Source organism: Motiliproteus sp. SC1-56 (assembly GCF_017309075.1).
Classification (GTDB): domain Bacteria; phylum Pseudomonadota; class Gammaproteobacteria; order Pseudomonadales; family Balneatricaceae; genus Motiliproteus.
Map to the genome: position 1 here is coordinate 77,473 of NZ_JAEMGS010000010.1, position 26,285 is coordinate 103,757.

General features: G+C 63.8%; 25 protein-coding genes. 12 read left to right on the forward strand and 13 right to left on the reverse strand.

From position 1 onward, the window contains the following. Positions 1–14: 14 nt before the first annotated feature. Together JGZ97_RS12365 and JGZ97_RS12370 are read left to right on the forward strand one after the other, a co-directional pair. On the forward strand, positions 15–494 hold the full coding sequence (locus JGZ97_RS12365) for a hypothetical protein (RefSeq protein ID WP_207062942.1): 480 nt from the start codon (positions 15–17) through the stop codon (positions 492–494). Further along, positions 494–892, forward strand: coding sequence for a 3D domain-containing protein (locus JGZ97_RS12370; protein WP_207063026.1), 399 nt, complete (start codon positions 494–496; stop codon positions 890–892). Before JGZ97_RS12365 ends, JGZ97_RS12370 begins: the two co-directional genes overlap by 1 nt. Before the next feature lie 19 nt (positions 893–911). On the opposite strand, the gene JGZ97_RS12375 is transcribed toward JGZ97_RS12370, so the two are convergent. The 4 genes from JGZ97_RS12375 to JGZ97_RS12390 all read right to left on the reverse strand — a co-directional run bounded on the left by JGZ97_RS12375 (position 912) and on the right by JGZ97_RS12390 (position 3,672). Then, complete coding sequence (locus tag JGZ97_RS12375) at positions 912–1,376, reverse strand: hypothetical protein (RefSeq protein WP_207062943.1); 465 nt, start codon at positions 1,374–1,376, stop codon at positions 912–914. 95 nt (positions 1,377–1,471) lie between these two features. After that, positions 1,472–2,266 carry a cytochrome c3 family protein gene (locus JGZ97_RS12380; protein WP_207062944.1) on the reverse strand — a complete coding sequence of 265 codons (795 nt, stop codon included), beginning with the start codon at positions 2,264–2,266 and terminating at the stop codon, positions 1,472–1,474. Then, on the reverse strand, positions 2,247–2,786 hold the full coding sequence (locus tag JGZ97_RS12385) for a hypothetical protein (protein WP_207062945.1): 540 nt from the start codon (positions 2,784–2,786) through the stop codon (positions 2,247–2,249). Before JGZ97_RS12385 ends, JGZ97_RS12380 begins: the two co-directional genes overlap by 20 nt. Before the next feature lie 70 nt (positions 2,787–2,856). After that, a complete protein-coding gene (locus JGZ97_RS12390) occupies positions 2,857–3,672 on the reverse strand; it encodes a helix-turn-helix domain-containing protein (RefSeq protein WP_207062946.1) in 816 nt (271 codons plus the stop codon). A gap of 191 nt (positions 3,673–3,863) precedes the next feature. On the opposite strand from JGZ97_RS12390, the gene ansA reads away from it, so the two are divergent. Further along, entirely contained in the window at positions 3,864–4,880 is a 1,017-nt protein-coding gene (gene ansA, locus JGZ97_RS12395) for an asparaginase (RefSeq protein WP_207062947.1), read from the forward strand. A gap of 29 nt (positions 4,881–4,909) precedes the next feature. Here the strand turns inward: ansA and JGZ97_RS12400 are convergent, their stop codons facing one another. Continuing rightward, the gene (locus tag JGZ97_RS12400; RefSeq protein WP_207062948.1) at positions 4,910–5,941 is read right to left on the reverse strand and encodes a ChaN family lipoprotein; all 1,032 of its coding nucleotides are present in this window, start codon (positions 5,939–5,941) and stop codon (positions 4,910–4,912) included. A gap of 65 nt (positions 5,942–6,006) precedes the next feature. Between JGZ97_RS12400 and JGZ97_RS12405 the strand changes: the two genes are divergently transcribed. The 3 genes from JGZ97_RS12405 (at position 6,007) to JGZ97_RS12415 (ending at position 8,599) form a co-directional block, all read left to right on the forward strand. After that, positions 6,007–6,519 carry a DUF523 domain-containing protein gene (locus JGZ97_RS12405; RefSeq protein WP_207062949.1) on the forward strand — a complete coding sequence of 171 codons (513 nt, stop codon included), beginning with the start codon at positions 6,007–6,009 and terminating at the stop codon, positions 6,517–6,519. Positions 6,520–6,579: 60 nt separating this feature from the next. Beyond that, positions 6,580–8,298 (forward strand): proline--tRNA ligase, encoded by a 1,719-nt coding sequence (locus JGZ97_RS12410; protein WP_207062950.1) that lies wholly within the window; start codon positions 6,580–6,582, stop codon positions 8,296–8,298. Between the two features lie 73 nt (positions 8,299–8,371). After that, positions 8,372–8,599, forward strand: coding sequence for a hypothetical protein (locus JGZ97_RS12415; RefSeq protein ID WP_207062951.1), 228 nt, complete (start codon positions 8,372–8,374; stop codon positions 8,597–8,599). A 6-nt stretch (positions 8,600–8,605) separates the two neighbouring features. Here the strand turns inward: JGZ97_RS12415 and rlmB are convergent, their stop codons facing one another. The 3 genes from rlmB to adk all read right to left on the reverse strand — a co-directional run bounded on the left by rlmB (position 8,606) and on the right by adk (position 11,235). Further along, complete coding sequence (gene rlmB, locus JGZ97_RS12420) at positions 8,606–9,346, reverse strand: 23S rRNA (guanosine(2251)-2'-O)-methyltransferase RlmB (protein ID WP_207062952.1); 741 nt, start codon at positions 9,344–9,346, stop codon at positions 8,606–8,608. After that, on the reverse strand, positions 9,339–10,367 hold the full coding sequence (hemH, locus tag JGZ97_RS12425; protein ID WP_207062953.1) for a ferrochelatase: 1,029 nt from the start codon (positions 10,365–10,367) through the stop codon (positions 9,339–9,341). Before hemH ends, rlmB begins: the two co-directional genes overlap by 8 nt. A 214-nt stretch (positions 10,368–10,581) precedes the next feature. Further along, positions 10,582–11,235, reverse strand: a complete 654-nt coding sequence (adk, locus tag JGZ97_RS12430; RefSeq protein ID WP_207062954.1) for an adenylate kinase — start codon at positions 11,233–11,235, stop codon at positions 10,582–10,584. A 283-nt stretch (positions 11,236–11,518) separates the two neighbouring features. On the opposite strand from adk, the gene JGZ97_RS12435 reads away from it, so the two are divergent. The 4 genes from JGZ97_RS12435 (at position 11,519) to JGZ97_RS12450 (ending at position 17,095) form a co-directional block, all read left to right on the forward strand. Then, positions 11,519–12,850 carry an MFS transporter gene (locus JGZ97_RS12435; protein ID WP_207062955.1) on the forward strand — a complete coding sequence of 444 codons (1,332 nt, stop codon included), beginning with the start codon at positions 11,519–11,521 and terminating at the stop codon, positions 12,848–12,850. Between the two features lie 2 nt (positions 12,851–12,852). Next, positions 12,853–13,446 carry a tRNA-uridine aminocarboxypropyltransferase gene (locus tag JGZ97_RS12440; RefSeq protein ID WP_207062956.1) on the forward strand — a complete coding sequence of 198 codons (594 nt, stop codon included), beginning with the start codon at positions 12,853–12,855 and terminating at the stop codon, positions 13,444–13,446. Positions 13,447–13,589: 143 nt separating this feature from the next. Next, positions 13,590–16,595 carry an EAL domain-containing protein gene (locus tag JGZ97_RS12445; protein ID WP_207062957.1) on the forward strand — a complete coding sequence of 1,002 codons (3,006 nt, stop codon included), beginning with the start codon at positions 13,590–13,592 and terminating at the stop codon, positions 16,593–16,595. Between the two features lie 86 nt (positions 16,596–16,681). Beyond that, the gene (locus tag JGZ97_RS12450) at positions 16,682–17,095 is read left to right on the forward strand and encodes a globin (protein ID WP_207062958.1); all 414 of its coding nucleotides are present in this window, start codon (positions 16,682–16,684) and stop codon (positions 17,093–17,095) included. A gap of 6 nt (positions 17,096–17,101) precedes the next feature. On the opposite strand, the gene JGZ97_RS12455 is transcribed toward JGZ97_RS12450, so the two are convergent. Continuing rightward, positions 17,102–17,284, reverse strand: a complete 183-nt coding sequence (locus tag JGZ97_RS12455) for a hypothetical protein (protein WP_207062959.1) — start codon at positions 17,282–17,284, stop codon at positions 17,102–17,104. Positions 17,285–17,506: 222 nt separating this feature from the next. On the opposite strand from JGZ97_RS12455, the gene hrpB reads away from it, so the two are divergent. Together hrpB and JGZ97_RS12465 are read left to right on the forward strand one after the other, a co-directional pair. After that, positions 17,507–19,981 (forward strand): ATP-dependent helicase HrpB, encoded by a 2,475-nt coding sequence (hrpB, locus tag JGZ97_RS12460; protein WP_207062960.1) that lies wholly within the window; start codon positions 17,507–17,509, stop codon positions 19,979–19,981. A gap of 358 nt (positions 19,982–20,339) precedes the next feature. After that, the gene (locus tag JGZ97_RS12465) at positions 20,340–21,266 is read left to right on the forward strand and encodes a sensor domain-containing diguanylate cyclase (RefSeq protein WP_207062961.1); all 927 of its coding nucleotides are present in this window, start codon (positions 20,340–20,342) and stop codon (positions 21,264–21,266) included. 84 nt (positions 21,267–21,350) lie between these two features. Here JGZ97_RS12465 and JGZ97_RS12470 read toward each other — a convergent pair whose 3' ends face one another. Genes JGZ97_RS12470 through JGZ97_RS12485 form a run of 4 tightly spaced genes read right to left on the reverse strand, consistent with a single transcriptional unit; the run spans position 21,351 to position 26,264 of the window. Next, positions 21,351–23,045 carry a Na(+)/H(+) antiporter subunit D gene (locus tag JGZ97_RS12470; RefSeq protein WP_207062962.1) on the reverse strand — a complete coding sequence of 565 codons (1,695 nt, stop codon included), beginning with the start codon at positions 23,043–23,045 and terminating at the stop codon, positions 21,351–21,353. Beyond that, positions 23,038–23,337, reverse strand: a complete 300-nt coding sequence (locus tag JGZ97_RS12475; RefSeq protein ID WP_207062963.1) for a hypothetical protein — start codon at positions 23,335–23,337, stop codon at positions 23,038–23,040. The genes JGZ97_RS12470 and JGZ97_RS12475 overlap by 8 nt, the downstream gene beginning before the upstream one ends. After that, complete coding sequence (locus JGZ97_RS12480) at positions 23,338–24,783, reverse strand: proton-conducting transporter membrane subunit (RefSeq protein WP_207062964.1); 1,446 nt, start codon at positions 24,781–24,783, stop codon at positions 23,338–23,340. Beyond that, a complete protein-coding gene (locus tag JGZ97_RS12485) occupies positions 24,780–26,264 on the reverse strand; it encodes a monovalent cation/H+ antiporter subunit D family protein (protein WP_207062965.1) in 1,485 nt (494 codons plus the stop codon). The genes JGZ97_RS12480 and JGZ97_RS12485 overlap by 4 nt, the downstream gene beginning before the upstream one ends. Positions 26,265–26,285 lie beyond the last annotated feature (21 nt).

Below are 26,285 nucleotides of genomic sequence, written 5' to 3' on the forward strand. Positions count from 1 at the left end.
AAAGGAGAATAGCAATGGTTTACAGAAGGATACTGACCATTATCCCAACCGCATTACTGGCCGCGGGGCTGGTGTTGGGGCTGGCAACCCAGGCATCCGACAGTGCCGCCCCGTCGGCCTCCTTCGAGAAGGTCGCACAAGATACCGAAGCGCTCCTGGAAACCCTTGCCGCCTACGGCGCCGAAAAGCAGGCGCAGGCGCTGACCGAGAGCCGTAAAGCCCTCGAGGCGCTGGATGCCAGCATCGACGCCCTGGAACGCCAGCTGGACCGCAACTGGGGCCAGATGAGCCAGGCCTCCCGTCGGGAGGCGCGCGATGCCCTGCAGGCATTGCGTCGGCAACGGGTGCGGGTAGCCGAGTATTACGGCGGCCTCAAAAACAGCTCTGCCGATACCTGGGAAGAGGTGAAACAGGGCTTCTCCGGTGCCTATGAAACGCTCTACCGGGCCTGGTCTGAGGCAACTCACGAACTTGCCGGACCCGCCAACCGGTGATGACGCTGCGGCGGCGCCAGGGCCTCTTGCTGGCCTTTCTGTTAGCCTCAGGCGCTTTGGGTTGCGCGGAGACCACCCAGAGCCTGGAGGTGACGGCCACGGCGTATACATCAACCGCCGGGGAAACCGACGCCGAGCCTGCCCTAGCCGCCTGGGGGGACACGCTGCAACCGGGTATGAAAGCAATCGCCGTCTCTCGCGACCTGATTGAGCTGGGGCTGGACCACGGAACCGAGGTCACTATCGAGGGGCTCGAAGGGCGCTACCGGGTGCTGGACAAAATGCATCGCCGCTGGCTCCGCAAAATCGACATTTACATGGGTGAGGACAAGGCCCGGGCCTTAAAGTGGGGCAAGCGCCAGGTCCGAATTCACTGGCGTAAACAGCCCGCGGACTGAGCAGCCCGCCACCGTCGCCTCAATCCTCCTCCAGCAACTGCTTACACCGTCGCAATCGGCGCAGCAGTTGCGACCGACTCTCGGCGTCCGGTCCCGGCGCTTCAAGGCGACCTATTTCAACACCGAGCGCCGCCACCCTTGCCGCTTCGCGCTGGCGCCACTGCTCGGCGGTTGCCACCAAAGGGTGCCGAAACCGAATTTTGTCGTGATGAGGCCTCAGGTCGAGCGCGGTAACCAGGCTCAGGCGCCCGCAGAAGTCTCCGAGCACCCGACGAAGGTGAATCCTCCACAGGTAGTGCGCAACCAGCAGCGCCGCCGTATTGGCCAGGGACATCACCAGGATGACCAGCCCCAGCTCTTTGAGAAACGCCGGCAACAGCCCCGGGCGATCCGCCCCGTGAATACGGAACAGGTTGGCCTCGGTAATGGCGCTGAAGCGGGAGTAAAGATAGGTAAGGGCCAGCGCCAGGATAGTGATTTCCATGATCACCAGGGCCCCGAGCATCACGCTTTGGAGGCGGTGGTCTATCAGCAGGCGGCGGCGCCGCTCGCTTTTTCCCGGTGACCGGGAGGGTCCGGCTAAAGTAGGTGGCACTGAAAGCATAGCTGGGAGCCTCGCATGGGAGTAGAGACAGCGCCGTGGTCGCTGCTGTAGCCGCGGTGGCAGGAGACGCAACTGACCATGCCCTGGGGAAGCTCGATATCGGCCGTCAGCTCAGCAACGGGCTGGTAATCCGCCGCTCCCTCGGGGTAGGCCACGCCGACTGGGTGGTTGGTGGCGCCGTGTCGCGCCACCCGGTTGGCGCCGACGCTGACCCGCTGGCGGGGGTCCTCCGACTTGTCCCCGTGACAGCCCATACACTGGATCGAGAACGGGTCCAGCCCCAGCTGATCCGGCTCCAGTGTAGCCGCGAGGTGGCCGGAGATAATCACCGAACCGCCGCCGTCGGCCATGTGATCGAAAAAGGTCGAAGCGTGACAGGCGGTGCAGAAGGGCTCGCCCCGCTTGGTGCTGCGCAGCCGACCGTGGCGGGCATTGTGAACCTGGTGGCAGGTGCTGCAGGTCAGGTCGCCCTTCCAGTCCAGGGGAAAGGCGGATGGAACCTCCATGGACGGCTGCACGCCACTGGGATGGCTTGCGGTGAGCGCCCCCTGGTGGCAGCCGATGCATAACTGCTCCTCGGTGCCCCGCAGCAGCTCGGCATTGCCGGCGCGGACCTGTTGCCCCGCCAGGTGGCAGGAGCCGCAGCCAACCGTGGCCAGGGGCTCGCCCGGCTCAAAGGCGGCCGTCGCGAACGTCGCCAGCTTGAACACCGCCAGGACCGCCAGGACCAGTAAAGCGGCGTACTTCCAGCTAGGAGCTATAGCGGGCACGCCCATGGATCACCTTGAGTTGCCTAAGCTGCGCCAGCAGGTTATCGCTGTCCGGCGTCACCGGCCCATCCTCGAGCTGGGCGATCAGCGCATCCAGTTCACTGCCCAATTGCTCCCGGTAAGATGCGTAGGAGGCAAGGGCAACGCGCAGCGCTTCACTCTCCGGCTGCAGGCAGTCATCGTCACGCAGGCCCCGGGACGGCGACCTGGAAGCGGCCGTCCCCTGCTCCAGGATCACGGCGAAACGGCGCATGGGGCCGGCGACGCGAAAGGTGCTGTAGAGGGTGATAAGCCAGGTGATGACGCCCGTGCTGAGGGCCAGGATCAGGCCGCCCACCAGCATGACCCAGGGGAGCTGGCGGCGGGTGTAAGCCAGCGACTGGACGGTTTCGATATAGCTGCCCGGGGCACTGGCCGTCAGCAGCACCACGGCACCCAGCCCGATGGCAGCGACCAGGCTGAACCAGAGCGAGATTTTCCCTACCAGACGGATCTGGCCAAATTGCGCGTCATCATCCATTGAGACGTCCTTTCGAGGTTGGATCCTCGAGTTCACAGCGCCGACCCCGCCCGGGGCCCCGGGGCACCCCCTAGAGAGCCACTGCCAAAAACAGATCCTGCTGGGGCTGGACCCGGTTGTCAATTCGGCGTTTTACGCGAGCATCAATGCCGGGGGTGTCGGGCGAGTATAGACCGCATAGACGCAGCGCCTTGCGCAGGTCTACCCGCTCACCAAGGTATTCGTAAATCACCCGCACGCAGGCGGGCTCGCGACGGTCGCTGGCCGACACCCCCAGCTTAAGCCCGGAGAGGCGGTTAACACGGCTTTTGAAGGTCGGATACAGAATCGTCTGGGTCACTTCGTTGCCGGTCAGGGATTCGTAATCCACCATGAAGATACGGTCACTGAGGTAAAACGCGGCGCCCTGGTACTTGCTGTGAATGATTTTTTCGCCCGGATTCTCCGGGGGCATGCGCTCGATCCGCTGATAGTAGACCTGCCCGTCTTCCTGGCGAATCTGGACCAGGTTGCGCAGGATGTTGCCCGGCGCCGCCATGGAGTAGTAGATCTCGAAGTAGTACCCGAGGTACTTGTCAAAGCGCCCCTCGGCCTGCTCCTGCAGCTTGTTGATGTGGCTGACAAAGGGGCGCTCCACAGCGCTTTTGCCGGCACTTGGGCGAACTTGCACGATCTGGGCGAACTGCGAGTGGGGAAGAAAAATTTCATACTCCTCGACCCCGAAGAAGTCGCAGAGGTTACGCAGAATATACTTGGACGGCAGGCTGCTGCCGCTGAGGTACTTGTTGAACTGGGAGCGGTTGATCGGGATCTTGCGGCAGACTTCGGCAATGGACTTGTAGTAACTGCTGAGCAAGCGCAGGTTCTGGGCAAAATCTTCACGCATCGCGGAAATACTCTGTGGAATTCGGGTTAGGGCTGCGCCGGTAGACGCGAGATTAACACCAACTAGCACCAATGTGTATCAGCTAGCGTAATTGTTGTCCCGACGGCGCTTTGCTCTGATGGAGAGTCCACAGGAGCGCCCCTTCGGAAGGGCCGAGGAAACACCCAGAAGGGGCAATTAGAAGAGCGATGATGAGCAAGCGGGTCTACATACTCTACACAGGCGGTACCATCGGCATGCAGCGTTCAGAGGCGGGGTACGTCCCCACCCCCGGACTCGCCGACCTGATCGCTCAGAAAATGCCTCTGCACCTGTCCGCCAACATGCCCCAGTACGTGCTGGAAGAGCTCGATACTCTGATCGACAGCACCAACGCGACCCCGCGCGACTGGTGGACAATCGCCGACCGTATACGACAGCAGTACCACCACTACGACGGTTTTATCATCCTTCACGGTACCGACACCCTGGCCTACACCGCATCGGCCCTCTCCTTCATGCTGCAGGGGCTGCGCAAGCCGGTCATCGTCACCGGTTCTCAGATCCCCCTCTGCGAGCTGCGCAATGACGCCCAGGATAACCTGATCACAGCCCTGCTGCTGGCCTGCCAGTACCCGATCAACGAGGTCTGCCTCTATTTCAATGGCCGCCTGCTTAGGGGAAACCGGGCCAAGAAGATCAAGGCCAGCGGGTTCGACGCCTTTGACAGTCCCAACTACCCCTGGCTGGGGCAGGTGGGCATTCATATCGAGATTCACCAGGGGGCGCTGGCTGCGCCCTCCCCCAAGGCCGAGGCCTTTGAATTCCCCGAGTACGGGCAGCCCCGAATTCTGCCGTTACGGGTGTTTCCGGGGATCGACACCAGCTTTCTCAAGCACGTGCTGAAGCAACCCTGGGACGGATTGCTGCTGGAGTCCTACGGGGTCGGCAACGCCCCGGACCGGGATCCGGCGTTTCTGGATACCCTGGCCCGGGCAATCGACAACGGCACGGTAGTGGTCAACCTCTCGCAATGCCTGTACGGTCGGGTGGAACCTGGCAGTTACGCTACCGGTGCCGCCTTGATGCGCACCGGGGTGGTCAACGGTTACGATCTGACCCTGGAAGCGGCCTTTACCAAGCTTCACCACCTCTGCGCCCTGGGGCTGGACCCGGCCATGATCGGCAGCCGCATGGAGCAACCCCTTTGCGGCGAGCTGACCCGCTAAGGATCGCCCGCCGCACCGCGGCCCTACTCCTAATCTCCTTGTGCCGGCTTGTTTAACGCCGCACAGGGATCATCGTAATCCTGGCGCTGACTGAACCAGAGCACCTGGTGCGGCGGCGCAAACACCTTGCCCTCCACCTCCAGGGACTCCATGTAGTCCGCCAGCGGCGTCGGCTCGATGCGAATCTCCTGCATCCCGATATTGAGTTGCGTCAGGGGTTCTTTGGCAAGAAACTGCGCCCGCTCCGGCACCCCCTGGTCCCGCCTCACGTGGCCGCTCCCCACGATCAGCACCACCGGCGCCTCCGGGCGGGCACGGTGCATGGCCACCACGGAGGCCGCCATGCGGTCATTGCGCGCAAGCCAGGTCTCGTAGAGCCGGGTCAGCAGCGGTTCCATACCCCAGCCGCAGTGTCCGGCCTTGAACTGCTCATACATCAGCGCCCGGTAAGCGGGGTCATCAAGCCCGGTGCGCACCAGCTGCTGACGTTCGATGGCATTAAGCCCCTCCAGCCCCGAGCGGGAAATCCGCAGCTTGATGCCCGCGGGAAGGTCGGCACCGAAAATCGGCAGCCGGTGCTCCCTGGCAAGCTCAATCAGCTGAAAATAAAAACCCCAGTACTCGTCCTCCTGGTCCTGCCAGCCCAACTGCTCGCGCAGCCACTGCTCCGGGGTCTTGCCGGATTTGCCGTGCCCCAACTGCATGCCCGAACGCTGGCCAGAGACGTACTGGGCCAGAAACCCGGTCTGACCAACGTCGAAAAACTCGAACCCCAGCGCCGGCTGGACACCGGCTTCGATCATTGAGGAGAGCAGCCGCAATTGCCGCGCGTGATGCTCGACATTGTCATGCCGCTCGCCCAGGTAGACCACATCTGCCTCCAGGGCCCGGGCCAGCAGCGCCTCGTAAGTCATCGGCTGACCGCTCCGAGTGTCAATGATCTGGTCGATCAGGGGATCATCCCGCGTTGGCGGGGCGGCTCCGTTGCCGGCGCAGCCGGCCAGAAGCAAGATAAAGAACAGGGCGGTGACTGACCGCCAGGCGGGCGCTGCTGTGCTCACGCGCATACTCCCTGTTGTGAATGGTTGCAGCTATCATAGGTCCACAGTCAGGGGAACCACAAACCATGGAAAAAATTCTTGTCAGTCGCTGCCTGCTGGGCGAACCCGTCCGCTACGACGGCCGGGGGGCGCCTTGCCGTGCCCCGCAGCTGGAGCAATGGCGCCGTGAAGGACGCCTGATCGCCGTCTGTCCGGAGCTGGCCGGGGGCCTTGCATGCCCGCGCCCGCCGGCCGAAGTCCAGGGAGCAGACGGGGGGGCGGTACTGACCGGAGAGGCCCGGGTGCTCACCCAAAGTGGACAGAACCTGACCGACGCGTTCTTGCGCGGCGCCAATGCCGCGCTGGACCTCTGCCGACAGCACGGCATCCGGCTGGCACTACTGAAGGCGCGCAGCCCCTCCTGTGGTGCCACCGACACCTACGATGGATCCTTCAGCGGCCGACTGCTCCCAGGAGTCGGGGTCACTGCCGCCCGCTTACGGCGCGCTGGCATCCAGGTCTTCGATGAGCAGCAGTTGCCAAACCTCGCAGCAGCGCTGCAGGCCCTTGAACCCGGATCGACGATGCGGCCTTGTTAGCGCCCGGAAGGCCCCGTAAAATGGGGCCTTTTCCCTGTCTGTAGCCAGAGCCGAAACCTCATGAGAGCCAGCCAATACCTGATCGCCACCCAGAAAAAGACTCCCAGCGATGCCGTCGTCATCAGCCACCAGCTGATGCTGCGTGCAGGCATGATCCGTAAACTGGCCTCGGGCCTCTACACCTGGCTGCCCATGGGGTTGCGCACCCTGCGCAAGGTTGAGCGCATCGTGCGCGAGGAGATGGACCGGTCCGGGGCTCAGGAAGTCCTGATGCCCGCCGTGCAGCCCGCCGAGCTCTGGGAGGAATCGGGCCGCTGGGGCGAGTACGGCCCCGAGCTGCTGCGCCTGAAGGACCGCCACAACCGCGAATTCTGCGTCGGCCCCACCCACGAGGAGGTGATCACCGACCTGATCCGCAACGAGATCCAGAGCTACAAGCAGCTGCCCGCCAACTTCTACCAGGTGCAGACCAAGTTCCGGGACGAGATCCGTCCCCGTTTCGGCGTCATGCGAGCCCGGGAGTTCCTGATGAAGGACGCCTACTCCTTCCACCTCAACCAGCCCTCTCTGCAACAGACTTATGAGCTGATGCACGCCACCTACACCCGTATCTTCGAGCGCCTTGGGCTGGATTTCCGCCCGGTGCAGGCCGACTCCGGTGCCATCGGCGGCAACTGGTCCCACGAGTTTCACGTGCTGGCCGACTCCGGCGAGGATGACATCGCCTTCAGCGACAGCAGCGATTACGCCGCCAACGTCGAGACCGCCGAAGCCCTGGCCCCGGCCGGTGAGCGCCCGGCGCCCGCGGAAGCCATGTCCCTGGTGGATACGCCCGATACCAAGACCATCGCCGCCCTGGTGGAAGGCTACGGACTGCCTATCGAAAAAACCGTCAAAACACTGATCGTCGCCGCCTCCGAGGCCGTGGATGCGGACTTCGTCGCCCTGATGGTGCGCGGCGACCACGAGCTCAACGAGATCAAGGCGGAGAAACTTGCCGAAGTGGCCGCGCCCCTGCGCTTTGCCACCGAGGCGGAGATCCGTCAGGCGGTGGGCGCAGGCCCTGGCTCACTGGGCCCCGTGAACCTCTCCCTGCCGCTGATCGTTGATCGCACCGTGGCCAAAATGGCCGACTTCGGCGCCGGCGCCAACATCGACGACAAGCACTACTTCGGCATCAACTGGGAGCGGGACGTTCCCCTGCCCCAGGTGGCGGACCTGCGCAACGTTCAGGCCGGCGATCCCAGCCCCGACGGCCAGGGCCGGCTGGAGATCAAGCGCGGCATCGAGGTCGGCCACATCTTCCAGCTGGGCAACAAGTACAGCAAGGCGATGAACGCCACGGTGCAGAACGAAAACGGCGACGACAGCGTGCTGGAGATGGGCTGTTACGGCATCGGCGTCAGCCGCGTGGTGGCCGCTGCTATCGAGCAGAATCACGATGAGCATGGCATCATCTGGCCCGATGCCATCGCCCCCTTCCAGGTGGCCATCGTCGCCCTGTTCCCCAACAAGTCACAAGCGGTGCGCGAGGCCAGCGAACAGCTCTACCGCGAGCTGCAGGACGCTGGTATCGACGTGCTGCTGGATGACCGCGACGCCCGTCCCGGCTCCAAGTTCGCCGACATGGAGCTGATCGGTATTCCCCACCGGGTAGTCATCGGTGACCGCGGCCTGGAAAACGGACTGCTGGAATACAAGGGACGGCGGGACGCCGACAAGCAGGACATTGGCGCCGACCAGGTCGTTGCGCTGCTTAAAGCCAAGCTGGGACTGTAACCCAGCCACAGCCATCAAAAACGGGGCTTGAACAGCCCCGTTTTTCTTCGCGCAGATCAAGACAACCAACCCGATGAAAAAGAAATTCACCCTTCACCTGGATGCCATCCTGGTAATCGCACTGCTATTTGCAGTCTCGCTGGGCTTGAATGCCTACCAGTACTATCAGTACAAGAGCCTGCTAAACGAGAACTACCGCCTTCAGCTCCAGGGCCTGGAAGACAACCTCAACCTCGACTCCCTGCGCCGCGCCCTTGAGCGCGAGCAGCAGAAAGCCGGCCAGGAGAAAGCCGACGAATAGTCCGGTTCAACGACTGCGCTGGCGCACGGCCTCGAACAGGCAGACCCCCGCCGCCACGGAGACGTTCAGGCTGCTGACGCTGCCGGCCATGGGAATTTTTACCAACTGGTCGCAGCACTCGCGGGTCAGCCGGCGCATGCCCCGCCCTTCGGCGCCCATCACCAGGGCCATGGGGCCCGCAAGGTTGGCGTCGCTGATCTCCTGGGTTGCCTCACCCGCCGTACCGGTGATCCAGACTCCCGCCGCCTGCAGCTGTTTGAGGGTGCGGGCCAGGTTGGTCACGGTCACGTAAGGCACCGTCTCCGCCGCCCCGCAGGCCACCTTGATGGCCGTGCCGTTGAGCGGCGCCGATTTATCACGGGGAGCAATAACCGCCTGCACCCCCGCCGCGTCCGCCGTGCGCAGGCAGGCGCCGAGATTGTGCGGATCGGTCACCCCATCCAGCACCAGCAGGAAGGGCGTTTCTTCCATCTGCTCCAGCAGCTTTTCCAGAAAGCGCTCGTTCTGGGCCTGGGCCGGCACCACTTCTGCCACCACGCCCTGGTGAACCCCCTCCACCAGCCGGTCCAGGGTCTGCCGGTCCCGCTCCTGCACCGGTATGCGCCGGGCCTCGGCCAGTTCCAGCAGCTTCTGCATCCGCTGGTCACCGCGCCCCTGCTGCACCCACAGCCCCTTCACCCGCTTGGGCTGACGCTCCAGCAGGCTGTAGACCGCGTGAAGCCCGAAACTGAAACTGGGCTTAGCCATGATCAAGCTCCTCGGACTTCAGCCAGTGTCCCGCCTGCTCCTCCACCAGGTGTGCCAGCAGTCGGATATGCGCAGGATCTGCGTTGAGCGCCGGAATGTAACGGTATTGCTCCCCACCCTTTTCCATAAACACGTCCCGGTTCTCCACCGCGATCTCCTCCAGGGTTTCCAGGCAGTCGGCGGAAAAGGCCGGGCTGATCACGTCCACCGACTTAACCCCGGTGCCCGGGTAGCCGGCCAGGGTTTCGTCCGTGTAGGGTTTGACCCATTCAGCAGGGCCGAAACGGGACTGAAAGGTAGCCTGGTACTGATCGCTGTTGAGACCGAGCTTGGCCGCCAGAAGATCGGCGGTGTGCAGGCACTGCTGCGGGTAGGGGTCCCCCTTGTCGGCATAAGCCTTGGGAATGCCATGAAAGCTCAGCAGCAGCTTCTGTCCGGGCGAGTCGGCCTGCCAAGCCCGCTGCACCGACTCGGCCAGCGCCTCGATGTAGAGGGGATGATCGTGATAATCCCGCAGAACGCGAATATCCAGCACCTCGCGCTGTTCCTGCTGAAAGCGCGCCACCTTGTCGTAAATGGGGGCGGTGGAGGTCGCCGAGTACTGGGGATACAGCGGCATCACCAGCACCCGTCGATAACCTGCCCGGTGCAGCTCCTTCAGGCAGTGGTCAAGCCCGGGCTGACCGTAGGTCATGGCAGCAAAAACATCGGGACTGTGGCCCGGAAAACGCTGCTGCAACGCCAGCTGAAGGTCCGCCACCTGCTGGTTGAGGATCTTACGCATGGGGGAATCCTGGTCCCAGATGGAGGCATAAAGCTTGGCCACCTTGCGCGGACGCAGTCGCAGGATGATGCCGTTAAGCACCAGCCACCAGAGCCAACGGCGTGGCCCGCGCCCCTCGATCACCCGGCGGTCCCAGAGGAACTCCTTGAGGTAGCGGCGCACGGCCTCAGGCGTGGGTTGATCCGGCGTTCCCAGGTTGACCAGGACCACCGCTGTTTTCTGTGCTTTCAGGCTCACGTTGGGTTGCATTCCAGGCTATTGAAAAGGCGTTATTATTCCCCAGATAACGGGGAAAATATACTCCACCGGGGGGATCTCGCCACTCCGGCACCTCGGTTGCCGGCCGGGGCGCCACCCGGTCGCGCCACCTCCGCTCGGCGTGAAACGGACACCCCCGCTGCATAAAAAAAGAGAGCCGAAGCTCTCTTTTAAGTTTCCAAACCGCTGAAAATCAATCCAGGCCGGCAAAAACCTTGTCACGAATATCCGCCACCGAGCCAACCCCGGCCACGTAGACGTAGCGAGGTGCGCTGGCGGGATCCTGCTCGCCCCAGGACTTGTAGTAGTCGATCAGCGGCGCAGTCTGTTCGTGATAGACGCCGAGGCGGTCACGGACGGTCTCTTCATTGTCGTCGGCGCGCTGAACCAGCTCCTCGCCGGTGACGTCGTCCTTGCCCTCTTCCTTGGGGGGATTGAAAATTACGTGGTAGGTCCGGCCGGAGCCGGGGTGCACCCGCCGACCCGACATACGCTTGACGATCTCCTCGTCGGCAACATCGATTTCAACCACGGCGTCGATCTTCACACCGGCATCCTTGAGGGCGTCCGCCTGCGGCAGGGTACGGGGAAAGCCGTCGAACAGAAAACCCTTGGCGCAATCCGGCTCGGCAATACGTTCTTTGACCAAACCGATGATAATGTCATCAGAAACCAGCTGGCCCGCGTCCATCACCTCCTTGGCCTGCTTGCCCAGCGGAGTGCCGGCTTTCACCGCGGCACGCAGCATGTCACCGGTAGAAATCTGGGGAATCCCGTAACGCTCGGTGATATATTGGGCCTGGGTGCCTTTTCCGGCGCCCGGGGCGCCCAGCAAGATGATACGCATAAGTGCATTACTCCATGTCTGAAAAAAACGAATCCGGTGGTGCGCTGCTCCGGGTTTCCGGGGCGCGATCATGGCGGCTGCGATGGACCGATGTTGACCGCAAATTAATCAGTCCGGGGAGCTAGCTCAATAAGACGTTAGCACTAGCGGCGCGCCTGGCAGCGAAAGCAAAACAGGCTATCCTAACAACCGCGGGAACTCAATGGGCTGAATTCACGCCCCGGGCCTGTTCACCGAACCGGGGCGCAGCCCCCCCCCCCCTCGGCAGCAAACCAGAGGATTAATGGACCCAAACCGCAGCGCCTCCGTGAGCCCATGGCAGTTACTGACCAGCGTGCGCTTTGCGCCTTTTTTCAGCACTCAGTTCCTCGGCGCCCTCAACGACAACCTGTTTAAGAACACCCTGATCCTGCTGCTGGTATTCGAGTCTGCCCAGCAGGGCGGCGAAATCGACAAGCTGACCAACCTGGCCGCCGCGCTCTTCATCCTTCCCTACCTGCTGTTTTCCGCCCTTGCCGGCCAGCTGGCCGACCGGCACGAAAAGTCGGCTCTGGTCCGACTCCTGAAAATAGGCGAGCTGGGGTTGATGCTGCTGGCCTCGGTGGCCCTGCTCAGCCACAACCTGAGCATGCTCTACCTGTTGTTGTTTCTAATGGCCACCCAGTCGGCGTTTTTTAGCCCCATCAAGTACTCGCTCATTCCCCAACACCTCGAGCCCAGCCAATGGGTGGCGGGCAACGGCCTGGTGGAAGCCGGCACCTTCATCGCCATTCTCCTCGGCACCCTGATCGCCGGCGTCCTTTTCCGCTACCCGCAAGGCGAGCTGATGATCGCGGCGTTGCTGTGCCTGCAGGCTTTCCTTGGCTGGTGGGCCTGCCGGCGCATCCCCCTGGCCCCCTCAGCCATCGCTGAACAACAACCGCTGCGCAATCCCGCCAGGCTCACCGTCCGGCTGCTGGCACAATCCTGGAAGCAACCCCGGATCCGGTTCCTGATCCTGGCCATTTCCTGGTTCTGGTTTCTGGGCGCCGCCTACCTGACCCAGGTTCCCCACTACGCTCAAGCCGTTCTGGGCGGTGATACCCTCACCGTCAGCGCGCTGCTTTGCTGTTTCACCGTCGGCATAGGGGCCGGCTCCCTGGCCTGCAACCGCCTCACTCGGGACCGGCTGGGACGGGATATGGTGCTCATCGGTCTTGCGGGGCTGATCCTGGCCGGAAGCGATCTGTTTTTCGCCTCGCCGCAAAGCCCCCTGCCCGCCGATAGCGGCCTCGGCGCTCTGCTGGCGGCCAACCTGCGGGTGGCCCTGGATATTGTTCTCATAGGCGCCTTTGGCGGCTGTTACATCGTTCCCCTCTATACCCAGTTGCAGGCCCGCACCGATATCGGAAATCGCGCCCAGACCATCGCCGCCAACAATATCGTCAACGCCCTCTACATGGTTCTTTCCGCCGCGATGGGGTTTGTACTGCTCGGGCTATGGCACTGGCCCCTGGAGACCTTCTTCCTGACCCTGGCGCTTTTAAACCTGCCCATGGCGGCGTACGTCGTCTGGTCGCGCCCCGGCTGGCTCGGGGCCAGTTTTCAGCGCCTGCGGCCAAAGCGGCAGCTTTAACCGTGTCCTGCCGTCAATGCTCGCTTCCCCCCAGTCACTGCGCCTGCGCAGAACGGCCCCGCATTTCCAGCCGTTGTGAATTCGCACTGTTGCTGCACCCCAAAGAGCAAGCGCGCCCCACCAACACGGGCCGGTTTCTGGCCCAGAGCCTGGCCGGCACGCCCTGTTTTAGCTGGCACCGAACCGAACCTGACCCGGCGCTTGCGGCTTGGCTGGCAGAAAGGCCGGGACAGACCTTTATCCTGTTTCCCGTCGACCGTCCCGAGCTCGAGAACCGGCGCGCCCCGCGGTCGCAATTCACGGCCCTGCGCGCCCCCCGGCTCCTGCTGCTCGACGGCACCTGGAAGGAGGTGCGCAAGATGTTGCGCAAGAGTCCCGGACTGGCCCCCTTTCCCCTGCTTTCCCTGGAGGAACAGACGCCCAGCCGCTACAGCCTCAGACGCGGGGCCGGTGCCGACCAGTTGTGTACGCTGGAGAGCGCCGCCCAGGTGCTTAGAATGCTGGGCGAAGAGCCCGAAGCCCAGGCCCTGGAAGCCTTCACGGCGCACTTTTGCCGTCGCTACCGGGCGTTCAAATCGAGCCACCCGCCACCCTAGGCGCAGGCCCGGGTTCAGCCCGACCCTTCCTTGACATTAGGCAATTGTAATAAACAATCCCCTGCCTTAAGATGAGCCCGCTCAGGGAGGCCCTACTGCCAGGAACAGGCAAAACCCATGTGAGCCTTAGACACCACCGCGCAATGAAACCCTCTTACCGTTACTGGCTCGCCCCCCTCACCTTTATTCTGGTACTGAGCGCCGCGCTCAGTTGGTCCTGGGCCCAGGAGAGTGCCTGGCGCAGTGAGCAGCAAAGACACCTCAACGAGGTTGCCCAGTCCGTTGCGACGAGCATCGAACGCCACCTCAGCCACGCCGCATCAGCCGCCTACATACTCGGCTCGCTGGTTCGCCATAACGATGGCGCACTGGAAAACTTCGCCGGTCACGCCAGGGACATCCTCACCTCCGTGGACGGGATTTCCAACCTGCAACTGGCACCCGCGGGCATTATCGACCAGATCTATCCCCTCCCTGGTCACGAAGCGGCCCTTGGCCACAACATTCTGCGCGACGACCAACGACGCAACGAGGCCTGGGTTGCCCTGAACAGCAAACGCATGACCCTGGCCGGCCCCTTCACACTGCGGCAAGGCGGCGAGGGGCTGATCGTAAGGCAACCGGTTTTCCTGCCCAAGCCCGACGGGGCTGAACAGTTCTGGGGCTTCGCCTCGGCCCTGGTCCTGGTCGATGACCTGCTCGCCGCCACCGAGCTCCCCTCGCTCGAGGCCCGGGGCCTGCGCTACACCCTCGCCCGCCCCGCATCAAGCAGCGATGAGATGCTGCGCTTTGCCGGCGCCCCCCAAGAGGCGCTGGAAAATCCGGTACAGGTGCAAATTCCGGTACCCAACCAGCACTGGTTGCTGGAGGTGGCGGCCAGTTCCCCGCTGGCGTCAGCCCCCTATTTCGCCATCCAAGTCTTTTTCAGTTTTGTCGTGGCACTTAGCTGCGCTCTGCTGATCTATGCACTGCTGCGCCAGCCCGACCTGCTGAAGCAACGGGTAGCGCATAAGACCCGCGAATCCCGGCACCTGCAACAGGCACTCGAGCAGGAACGAAGTCGTGCGGAGCGCTACCTGGATATGGCCAATGCCATGTTGCTGGTGCTTGATGCCGAAGGCCGGGTCGTGATGCTCAATCAACGGGGCCACCAGATTCTGGGCCACCCACCCGGCTCCCTGATCGGCCAAAGCTGGCCTCAACGCTGCCTTCCCGAAACAGAGCGCGAGGCCGTTCACAGCCACCTGTCAGAATGCCTCGCGGCGGGGCTTACCGAGGATTATTACGAAAACCATGTTGTCACCGCCGAAGGCGATACTCGACTTATCGCCTGGCACAACGTGGTCGCCTGGGACGCCGAGCGCAACGCCCCTCAGCTGATCTGCGCCGGACAGGACATCACCGCCCAGCGCCGGGACCAGGCAACCCTGCACACGCTCTCCTGCGCCGTCGAACAAAGCTCCGCTTGCGTGATGATTCTGGACCGGCAGGGGCGGATCGAGTACGTAAATCCCTACTTCACCCGGCTGACCGGCTTTGAAAGCGACGAAGTGCGGGGCAAGAAACCTCGCTTTCTGGAATCCGAGGACACCAGTCGCAGCGACCTGATCGCCCTGCGTCGGCGCATCAGCCGCGGCCGGGAATGGCACGGGGAGATCTGTTACCAGAAGAAGAACCGCGAGCTGTTCTGGGCGCGGGAGACCATCTCCCCGATCAAGAACAACCAGGGCGTGGTGACCCACTTTGTCAGTGTCAGCGAAGATATCACCCGCCTGCGGCTGCACCAGGAGCAAATCGAGCGCCTGGCGTACTGGGACCAACTCACCGGCCTGGCCAACCGGCGCCTGTTCAGAAAGGAGCTGGCGCAGGCCTTGAGCGAGCGCCACGGGCGGCGGCAACACCTGACCCTTTTTTACCTCAACCTCGACCAGTTCAAGCGGGTCAACGACAGCCTCGGCCATGAAGCCGGCGACGAACTGCTGCGCCTGGTTGCAGACAAGTTGCGCCAGGAGTTAGGCAGCGACAGCCTCCTGGGCCGCCTCGGCGGCGACGAGTTTGCCTTTGCCCTGGCGGATATCGACGAAGAGGCGGCGGCGCGGCTGGCCGGGCGTATCAGTGCCCTGGTGCGAAAGCCCACCCGGCTCTCCGCCGGGATCAGCCGGGCCCAGGAGATGTTCGTCACCACCAGTATCGGCATCGCCGTCGCCCCCGGCGATTCGCAGGACGCCGCCGAGTTGATGAAGTTTGCCGACATGGCCATGCACCAGGCGAAAAAGCACGGCAGAAACACCCACCGATTTTTCAGCCCGGCGCTGACCGAGCGCGCAGAAGCCAACCTGTTTCTGGAGCAGGAGCTGCGCCAGGCCATTCGTAATCGGGAATTTGTGTTGTTTTACCAGCCCCAGATCGACCTCAAGTCCGGCGAGGTGGTCGGCCTGGAAGCTCTGGTTCGCTGGCAGCACCCCCGCCGGGGGATGATATTCCCCAACCACTTCATTCCCCTCGCCGAAGAGACAGGGTTGATCGTCGGCATCGGTCAACAAGTCATCATGATGGCTTGCGAAGCGTACCAGCGCCTGCAGACCCTCGGGTTAGGGCAACTGCGCGTCGCGGTCAACCTCTCGGCGCTGCAGTTTCACGACCCGCTCTTTATCAGCACCTTCAAGCACATACTGGACGAGTCGCGGGTGCCCGCCGCCCAGATCGAGCTCGAGCTGACCGAAAGCATGCTGATGGAAAACGTTGAAGAAGCGATCAAAATTCTCAAGCAGCTCAAGACGTTGGGGGCAACCCTGGCCATTGACGACTTCGGTACCGGCTACTCTTCGCTGAGTTACCTGAAACGCCTGCCGGTGGACATCCTCAAGGTCGACCGCACCTTCGTCAAGGATATCCCCCAGGACCAGAACGACATGGAGATCACCGCGGCCGTCATCGCCATGGCCCACAAGCTGAAACTGGAGGTGGTCGGCGAAGGGGTGGAAACCGACGAGCAGGAGCGCTTTTTGCGGGATAACGGCTGCGAACTGGCCCAGGGCTACCTCTACAGCCCGCCGGTCCCCGAAGGGCAACTGGTGGCGCTGGTCACCCGCCTCAACCAGCGTGCGAAACGCAACCAGAGCCGCGTCATTCCCCTGGAACAACCCTGACCCCGGCACCGCCCCGCGGCCCGAGCTAAGCTATTGGCATCGAGTTAAAATTGCCGAGGCCTGCGGGCCGGGGAGTGCAGGGCCAGATGGATTTTGAACGGGTTTTCGATGAGAGCTACGAGCGGGTACTGAAAAGGCAGCTCGACGGGGAAACCTTTTTCCAGGCGTTTTACCGCCGCTTTACGGCTTCCGATCCGGGGGTGGCAGTGCTGTTCCACCATACCGATATGCAACGCCAGCAGCAGCTGCTGGAAAAGTCCTTCTACCGCCTGGTGGTTTTTTATGCCACCAACTATGCCGACGACTACCTGGAGAAGATCGCCCAGCGCCACAGCAAACGGGAGCTGAACATAGCGCCGCATTATTACGACCTGTGGCTCGATTGCCTGATCGACACCCTCGCCGACTTCGACCCGCTGTTCGATGCCAACATCGAACTTTCATGGCGGCTGGTGCTCTCCACCGGGATCACCTACATGAAGTTCAAGTACGACCACTGAGCCCCGTTACCAGCCCTTCGGGTCGGTTTTTTTCTTTTTACGGCGCCGCCCCCAGGGCAGCGGCTTTTTCTTGGGTTCCATACCCAGCGCCCGCTCAAAACGGTCTTTCATCGACGCCAGCCGCTCTTCCTTGCGGGCATGTTCCTTACTCTCGCGGGCATTGGCGATGTCTACAATTTTGTCGGCCATTGAGGACCCTCATACTGGCGCCGCGGGCGGTACACCCCGGCGACTCTACTGACTGAGGCAACGTTCAGCGCCGTCCGTTCCCGGGCCCGGCGTCGGTTGTTTCCTAGCTTAGCCCAGCATGCTAGGGTGTGGAACCTCTTTAGCACACACCTCGTTTAGCACACACCTCGTTTAGCACAGGTCCCATTTGGCAAACATCCCGTTTAGTAAAGATCCCAGGCCATGACCACGCTGCCCATCGACCCGGTATTTCCGCAACTGCTCGCCAGCCTCGAAGGACACACCCGCTGCCTGCTGCAGGCCGCCCCCGGCGCCGGCAAAACCACCCGGGTGCCGCTTACCCTTCTGGAGGCCCCCTGGCTTGAGGGGCAGAAGATACTGATGCTGGAACCGCGCCGTATCGCCGCCCGCAGTGCCGCCCGCTACATGGCCGGTCAGCGCAACGAGCCCCCGGGTGAGACCGTCGGCTACCGCTTGCGGCTGGACCGTTGCGTCACGCCCCGCACCCGCCTTGAAGTAGTGACCGAAGGCATCCTGACCCGAATGATTCAGGACGACCCGGCCCTGGAAGGAGTGGGCTGTGTCATCCTGGACGAATTTCACGAACGCAACCTACAGGGCGATCTCGCCCTGGCCTTGCTGCTTCAGGCCCAGAGCCTGCTGCGCGAGGACCTTCGAATTCTGGTGATGTCGGCCACCCTCGACAGCGAGCCCCTGCTGCAGTTACTGGGGCCAGAGACGCCGGTGATCCATAGCGAAGGACGCAGCTACCCGGTTCAGACCCGCTACCTCGGTGGCCGCCCCCTACCGTTCGACCCGGGGCGGATCGCCACGGCGCTGAGCCAGGCCGCCGCCGAAACGACAGGTGACCTGCTCTGCTTTCTGCCCGGCCAGGGAGAGATTCGCCGCGTCCAACAGCGACTCGGCGCAGCCACGTTGCCCGCCGATGTCGAGGTACGCCCCCTTTACGGCGGTCTCAGCGTCGACCACCAGGATGCGGCGATCGCTCCCAGCCCGTCGGGCAGACGCAAGCTGGTACTCGCCACTGCCATTGCTGAAACCAGCCTGACCATTGAAGGGGTCACCACCGTTGTCGACGCAGGGCTGATGCGCCTGCCCCGCTTCGCCCCCCGCAGCGGCATGACCCGCCTGGAAACCCGCCCGGTGAGTCAGGCCTCGGCCACCCAGCGGCAGGGACGCGCGGGACGGCTGCAGGCCGGGCACTGCTACCGGCTCTGGTCCGAGGAATACCAGCTCCAGCTTGAGGCCCACACGCCACCAGAGATTCAGCAGGCCGACCTCGCCCCGCTGGCGCTGGAGCTTGCGCTTTGGGGCTGCGATGCCGATGAGCTGGCCTGGATCGACCCGCCGCCCGCGGTCCACCTGGCCCAGGCCCGGGAGCTGCTGCAGGGCCTGGAGGCCTTGGACGACCAGGGTCGCATCACTGACCATGGTCGTGCGCTGGCGACCCTGGGCACCCACCCGCGCCTGGCACACATGATGCTCAAGGCCCGGACAATTGGCCTTGGCGGCCTGGCCTGCGATCTCGCGGCGCTACTCAGCGAGCGCAGCCCAAGCGCTGGCCAGGGTTGTGACCTGCGCCAGCAGTTGGAGCAACTCTGGCACTCGTCCGGTGACCGGGCGCTCAACGCCGCACGGCAGATGGCAAAACGCTGGCGCGGGCGACTTAACGTTGCCAGCGCCGGCAGCGATTCCGAGCCCGCCGGGCTGCTCCTGGCCTTTGCCTTTCCCGACCGGATTGGCCGGCAGCGCCGTTCCGGTAGCCGTCAGTACCTGCTGAGCAACGGCCGTGGCGCGGAATTCAGGGAGCCGGATCCTCTCTGTACGGCGGAGTTTCTGGTCGCCGCGGACCTCGACGGCCAGGGCCGCAATGCGCGGATTTATCAGGCCGCCCCCCTGTCCAAACACGCCCTGGAGCAGCACTTCGCCGCTCAGATGGAGCGGCGTTGTGAAATCGGCTGGGATGACGCGCAAGGCACCGTCCGCGGCCGCTCCCGTCTCTACCTCAAGCACCTCTTGGTGGAAGAGCGCCCGTTGCCGGAGCTGACGCCGGAACAGCGGGTGGCCGGGCTGTTGCAGGGCATCCGGGTCCGCGGCCTGGCCTCCCTGCCCTGGGACCGGGAAAGCCGCACCCTGCAGGCCCGGGTTGAGCTGCTAAGGCGCCACGATGCAGCGGGCTGGCCGGACTTCAGCGACATGGCCCTGGTGGCAGACCTTGAGCAATGGCTGGCCCCCTACCTGGGTGACCAGCGCCGGTTGGAGGGTATCAAGCGATTACCCCTGAAATCGATCCTGCTCGACCGCCTCTCCTGGGAGCAGCAGCAGACCCTGGCCCAGGCGGTGCCGACCCATATCCGGGTGCCCAGCGGCTCGAACCTGGCCATCGACTACCTCGATGCCCCCGAACCGACGCTCGCTGCCCGGATTCAGGAACTGTTCGGCTGGCAGCAAAGCCCAACCATCCTCAACGGCCGGCTCCCCCTCACCTTGCACCTGCTCTCGCCGGCACGTCGCCCCATCCAGGTCACCCGTGACCTTGCCAGCTTCTGGGCCAATACCTACGCAGAGGTGTGCAAAGACCTCAAGGGGCGCTACCCCAAGCACTACTGGCCAAGCGACCCGTTCACCGCCACTGCCACCGCCGGCACCAAAAAACAGATGGATAAAGCCCGTTAAACACCCCCGCCTGTGCGGCGCCCGTACCCAGGGAAACGGAGCAACCGACACCGCCCCCGCCCCCCCCTGGACAGGCTGCGCCGCTTAAGATGCCAGCCTAGGGTGTTGTTAGACGGCGAGTGACGGCCTGCCCCCGCGAATAGGCAGCGGTATTTTATGCACACAAGTCAAAAAAGGGTTGAAGTCACTTCGACTTTATGGGCAAAGTTAGGTTGACTGGATTACGTTATAGTCCCCGCAGCGAGGAGCCCGCCCGAACGAAGGCGCCCGTTTCTGCTACCAGGAGGCAAGGATGTCGGTACCCGCGGACAAACAGCCAGAGCCTGCCCCACGTTCTGAAGCGGACCTGCGGGCACCTGTGACTCAGGCCACGCAGGCGCTGCTTCTGGAGGCGATGGAAAAAACCGCCGACGGGATCGGCATCTACGACCCGAACGATCGAATCATCTACGCCAACCGGTCCTGCGCCGAATTCTTCGGCATGTCCCCGGATCAGATCCTGGGACAGAGCTTCGCCGCCAGCATCCGCCACGCCTATACCACTGGCAAGGGCGTCAACGTTGAAACCGACGACATCGACGCCTGGCTGGCCATGGCGTTTCAGAAGCGCCGCCGCCAGCGCTACCGCTCCTTCCAGACCGATACGCGAGACGGCCGCTGGGTGCAGCTCACCGAACAGATGACCGACGGCGACTACCTGTTCATGTTCTTCACCGACATTACCGAGCAGAAGCGGATCGAGGCCAAGCTGCAGCGCTTGTCCGCCAAACTGCGCTTTCAAGCCGATACCGATGACCTCACCGGCATCAACAACCGCCGCAATTTTCTGCGCCTCGCGCACAAGGCCCAGCAGCGCTGCCGGCACGCCGGCAAGGACTGCACCTTGCTGCTGATGGACCTGGACTTCTTTAAGCGGATTAACGATGCGTACGGCCACCAGATGGGCGACCGGGTACTGGTTAATATCAGCTCGGCCCTGAGCGCCGAATTAAGGCCCTACGACGTGCTCGGGCGGCTCGGGGGCGAAGAGTTCGCCGCCCTGATACCCGAGGCGGGCCTCGAGCGGGCACATGAAGTGGCGGAGCGCCTGCGCCGGGCCGTAGAGGCCACGGTACATAGCAACGAATGGCCCGACCTCCGGGTCACCTTGTCGGTCGGCATTGCATTCAACGCCGGCGCCAAGAGAGAGCTGGACGCCCTGATCTCCCAGGCGGACCAGGCGCTATACAAGGCCAAGCACGAAGGGCGCAACCGCTGCAAAATCGGCGGAGCCTCCCCCGAATAAGTAACAGGAGGGTTCCCTGAACGATTAGGCTTGCCGAGCGCCGCTTCGGGTCATACGTAGTTTCAAATCAGGCGTAGTTTCGAATCAGACGTAGTAAAGCAGCAACGAGGTCCCCAGCAACACCGAGACCCAGAGCACCATACTCCCGGTCGGCCAGCTTCGCGCCAGCACACCGTGGACCCCGTGATGGCGCGCCAGCAGGGCGATCGCCCGTGCCACCAGGGACCGCCCCAGACCACGCAACCGGCGGTCCCAAGGCCCAAAAACGGCCTGCAGCCGCTCCACCCCGATCCCAAGGCCGCGTCGGTAAACCCACTCCGCATCGATATTCACCGAGCGCAGCTCCGGTGGGTAGATCCCCGATAGTTTCAGCCAGGTAAAGGCCAGCGCCGAAAACACCAGCAGTTGCAGCTGGGCCAGCACGTGCCCGGCATCGTAGGGCGAATAATCCAGCGGATATGGCAGCGCGCCGTAGAGCCACCCGGGGAAGGTGCCGATCAGCACGCACAGCCCCGCCGCCAGCGCCATCGCCAGCTGCATGTTGACGGGAGGTTCCCTGGCAGTCGCCACAAAGTGCGAATCGTGGGCGAAGAAGGCAAAAAAGGGAATTTTGATACCCGCGTGGTGAAAGACCCCGGCAGAGGCAAACAGCAACGCCAGCCATACGCCGAAGTAGCCCTCACCGACCACCGCGCTCATCACCATGGATTTGCTCACGAAACCGCTGAACAGGGGCACGGCGGAGATCGATGCTGCGCCGATCAGGCAGAAAAAGGTGGTTCGCGGCATCCGCTTGTAAAGCCCGCCCAGCTCAGAGCCCCGCATCTCGCCGGTGACCTGGAGCACGGCCCCCATCGTCATCAGCAACAGCCCTTTGAAAATGACATCGTTAAAGGCATGGGCCACAGCGCCATTGAGGGCCAACTCGGTACCGATCCCGATCCCCACCACCATGAAGCCGATCTGGTTGATCAGGCTGTAGGCCAGCACCCGGCGCAGGTCATTTTCGATCACCGCGTAGAAGATCGGAAAGCAGGTCATCACCGCCCCGATATAGACCAACGCCTCGGTGCCGGCGAAGCCCCGCGCCAGGCAATAGACCGCCACCTTGGTGGTAAAGGCACTTAGAAACACGGTCCCGGTGGGGGTGGCCTCGGGGTAGGCGTCGGTCAGCCAGCCGTGCAGCAGCGGAAAGGCGCTCTTGATCCCAAAGGCGAGAAAGATCAGTACGCCTCCCGACGCCCCGAGACCAATATGCTCGAACGCGAGCCCCCTGCCCTCTCCCGCATAGAGCAGAACCCCCACCATCAGCAGCACCCCGGAGCCGACCTGCACCAGCAGGTAGCGCAAACCGCTGCGCAAGGCGCGGGGCGTTCGCCGGGCCAGAATCAAACCGCAGGAGGTCACCGCCAGCAGCTCCCAGAAAATAAACAGGGTCGCAAGGTCACCGGCAAAGACCGCCCCCACCGCACTGGCCGCGTAGCTCAGCGCCGCCATGTCCTGCAGGCGATCCCGCAGGTGCAGGGCATAAATCACCCCGAGGAAGGCGGCCAGGTGAAAGAGGTAGCCAAACAGCAGGGCCAGGCGATCCACCCGCACCAGGCTCAGAGAAAGTCCCAGCACTTCCCAGTTCACCCGGTCACCGGAACTGAGCTGGGTCAGCAACAGCGCCCCCAGCAGGGGCGCTGCCAGCAGAACCACCGCCCGCGAGCGACCCGAGGTCACCCCCCCCAGGAGCGCGCCGGCAAAGAGCGGCAGGGCCGGGTGGAGCTCAATCACCGGAGCGCCCCCTGTCGGGAGCCTGCTGGGTCGGCGGCCCTTCGCCGTAGTAGTCCTCGCGGCGCATCAGCAGACGGCGCATCTCCCGCGCCAGGAGCACCAGCAGAACGCAGGCGACAAAGCCGTAGCCGGCGTAAAACCCGAACACCGACTCCCAGGGGTGCTCGGCATGGCGGTGAATCACCGCGTCCAGCCCAAACAGCACTACGCCGACGGCGACCAGCAGGCGCACCAGCCGCCGCACGTTACGCGGATGATCAAACAGGTGCCGGGGAGGCTCGCGATCGTTCATTCAGAGTATCGCCTCGCTCAATCGGTAGAAGGGACCGGGAAGGAAAAACAGCAACACACACACAGTTGCGGTCAACAGCAGCGCCAGCAGACAGGCCCCGGGCGCCTCCCTGACACCGACCGCCGCAGGTTCGGCGGGCGCGCAGAAAAAGGCCCGTACCGGGATCACCACCAGGTAGCCGATATTCAGCAGCGAACTGACCCAGAGCACCGCCGTCAGCACCCAGAGCCCGCTGTCCAGGGTGCCCTGCAGCAACAGCCACTTGCTCCAGGTTCCACCGAAGGGGGGCAGGCCGACGATGGACAGCGCGCCGACCAGAAAGGCTCCCATGGTCAGGGGCATCTGCCGGCCCAGCCCGTCCAGTTCGCTGACGCGGCGGCGGCGGGTCGCCACCAGCACGGCGCCGGCACAGAAGAACAGGGTGATTTTTGCAAAGGCGTGCATAGCCACGTGCAAACTCGCCCCCGCCACCCCGGCGCTCACCCCCAGCATGGCCCCCATGACGATGTAGCCCAGCTGACTCACGGTGGAGTAAGCCAGGCGTGCCTTGAGGTTGTCGCAGGTTATGGCGACCAAGGACGCGGCGAGAATGCTGAATCCCGCCAGGTAGGCGAGCAGCTCCGCGGCCAACAGCCCGCCCAGGCGCTCGAGGCCAAAAATATACACCGCCACTTTCAGTACCGTGAACACTCCCGCCTTGACCACCGCCACCGCATGCAGCAGCGCCGACACCGGAGTCGGCGCCACCATGGCGGCCGGCAGCCAACGGTGCAGGGGCATCAGCGCCGCCTTGGCGGTGCCCAGCACGTACAGCAGCAACAGCAGGCTCAACACCCCATCACCAATCCCGGGAGGAAAGATTCCTCCCTTGGTGAAGGTAAGCGTCCCCGTCAGGTGCCAGGTCCAGATAAGGGCCAGCAGCAGCAGGCCGATGGAGGAGCTCATCAGCATGCCCAGGTAAAGGCGCCCGGCGCGCCGGGCCTCGTCGCTGCCGCTGTGGGTCACCAAGGGATAGGTGGAGAGCGTGAGCAATTCGTAAAACACAAACAGGGTAAAGAGGTTACCTGCCAGGGCGATGCCCAGGGTCGCCGCGATCGCCAGGGCAAAGGCGCAGTAAAAGCGGGTCTGGTGACCTTCCCCGTGGCTGCGCATATAGCCGATGGCATAAAGCGTGGTGACCGGCCAGAGAAAGCTGGCCACCAGGGCAAAAAGCGCCCCCAGCGGCTCTACCGTCAGCGTCAGCGCAAGACCCGGCACCGGTTCTGCCAGCACCAGGGTGGGCGGTGCCTCGACGGAGGTGATCAACAGCACCAGGCCAAAGAGCACCGCGCCGGCAACCAGGGTCAAGGCTTCGCGGCGATTGGGGTAACGGGCAAGCAACAGCACCCCCAGCGCCGCCGCCAGGGGCACCCCCAGCGCCCCGCCGAGCAGCAGCCCGCCGCTCATGGCCCGGCTCCCGTGAGCTGGGCAGCAGCCCGCTGGGCGATGCCGACGGTAAGAGAGGTGTTCAGGCCAAAATAGAGATTGGCCAGCACCAGCGCCCATACCGGTAACAGCAGCGTGAGGGGGGCCTCACTCACCTCCGTGGGCCCTGGCAGCGGACGGGCGAAATAAGCGGCCTCCACCAGCCGCCAGACGTAGACCAGCGCCAGCAGAGAGCCCGCGAGGATCAGCAGCGCCAGGGGCCACCACCCTGATTCCAGGGCCCCCAGAATCAGGTACCACTTGCTGATAAAGCCCGCCGTGGGAGGCACCCCCACCAGGCTCAGCCCACCGATCACCAGCGCAGCGCTGCTCCAGGGCATGCGCCGGCCCAGCCCCGCCAGGCTGCCGATCCGCAAGGTGCCGACCCGGTAGCTGAGCGCCCCCAGGGCCAGAAAGAGGGCGCCCTTCATCAGCGCGTGGTTGAACAGGTGCAACAGCGCGGCGGTCACCCCGGTGCGGTTGGCCAGCCCCATCGCCAGCGCCATATAACCGAGCTGGGCCACGCTGGAGTAGGCCAGCATCCGCTTGACGTTATCCTGAAACACCGCCACCAGCGACGCAGAAACAATGCCCACCGCCCCCAGCAGCATCAGAATGCTTCCCAGGGGCATCCTGACGAACGCAAATTCCTGCCCGAAGACGTCGTAGGTGAAACGCAGCATCACGTACACCGCCACCTTGGTGGAGGTCGCTGCCAGCAACGCACTGACCACCGCCGGGGCAAAGGCATAGGCGTTGGGAAGCCAGAGATGCAGCGGAAAGATCGCCAGCTTGAGCCCGATGCCCACGGTCAGAAAGGCAAAGCCGGCCCGGACCGTGCGGGTGTCAAACACCGCCGGCAGGCGCTGGGCCAGGTCCTGCATGTTAAGGGTGCCGGTCATCATGTAGAGAAAGCCGATGCCGATCAGGATAAAGGTCGCCCCGATGGTCCCCATCATCAGGTAGCGGAAGGAGGCGTAGAGCGCGCGGCGGTCATAGCCCTGGCTGATCAGGGCGTAGGAGGCCAGGGACGAGATCTCCAGAAAGACGAACAGGTTGAAGGCGTCTCCGGTGACGACGATGCCGTTGAGCCCCGCCGCGGCCAACAACAGTGCGCTGTAGAACGGGATCTGCCGCCCCTCGGGGATTTCCCGGTCGACGCTGCGCGGGGCGAAACTGAATACCAGAGCCGTAATCAGGGTGACGATCAGGAGCACGTAGCTTCCCAGCCGGTCGAGGCGGTATTCGATCCCCCAGGGCGGCGCCCAGTCTCCCAGGGCGTAGCTGAGCGGTCCGTTGGCTTCCACCACCGCCAACAGGGTCAGCGCCATCGCCGCCGAGGCCCAGCCGACCAGCAGTGCCAGCCAGCGGGCCACGGCGATGCGGCCGATAAGCACGCACAGGGGCGCGGCCAGCAATGGCATGATCACCACCAGAACCGCCAGCGGCCCCGGCGCGTTCATGCCCCTTCCAACCGCAGCCCG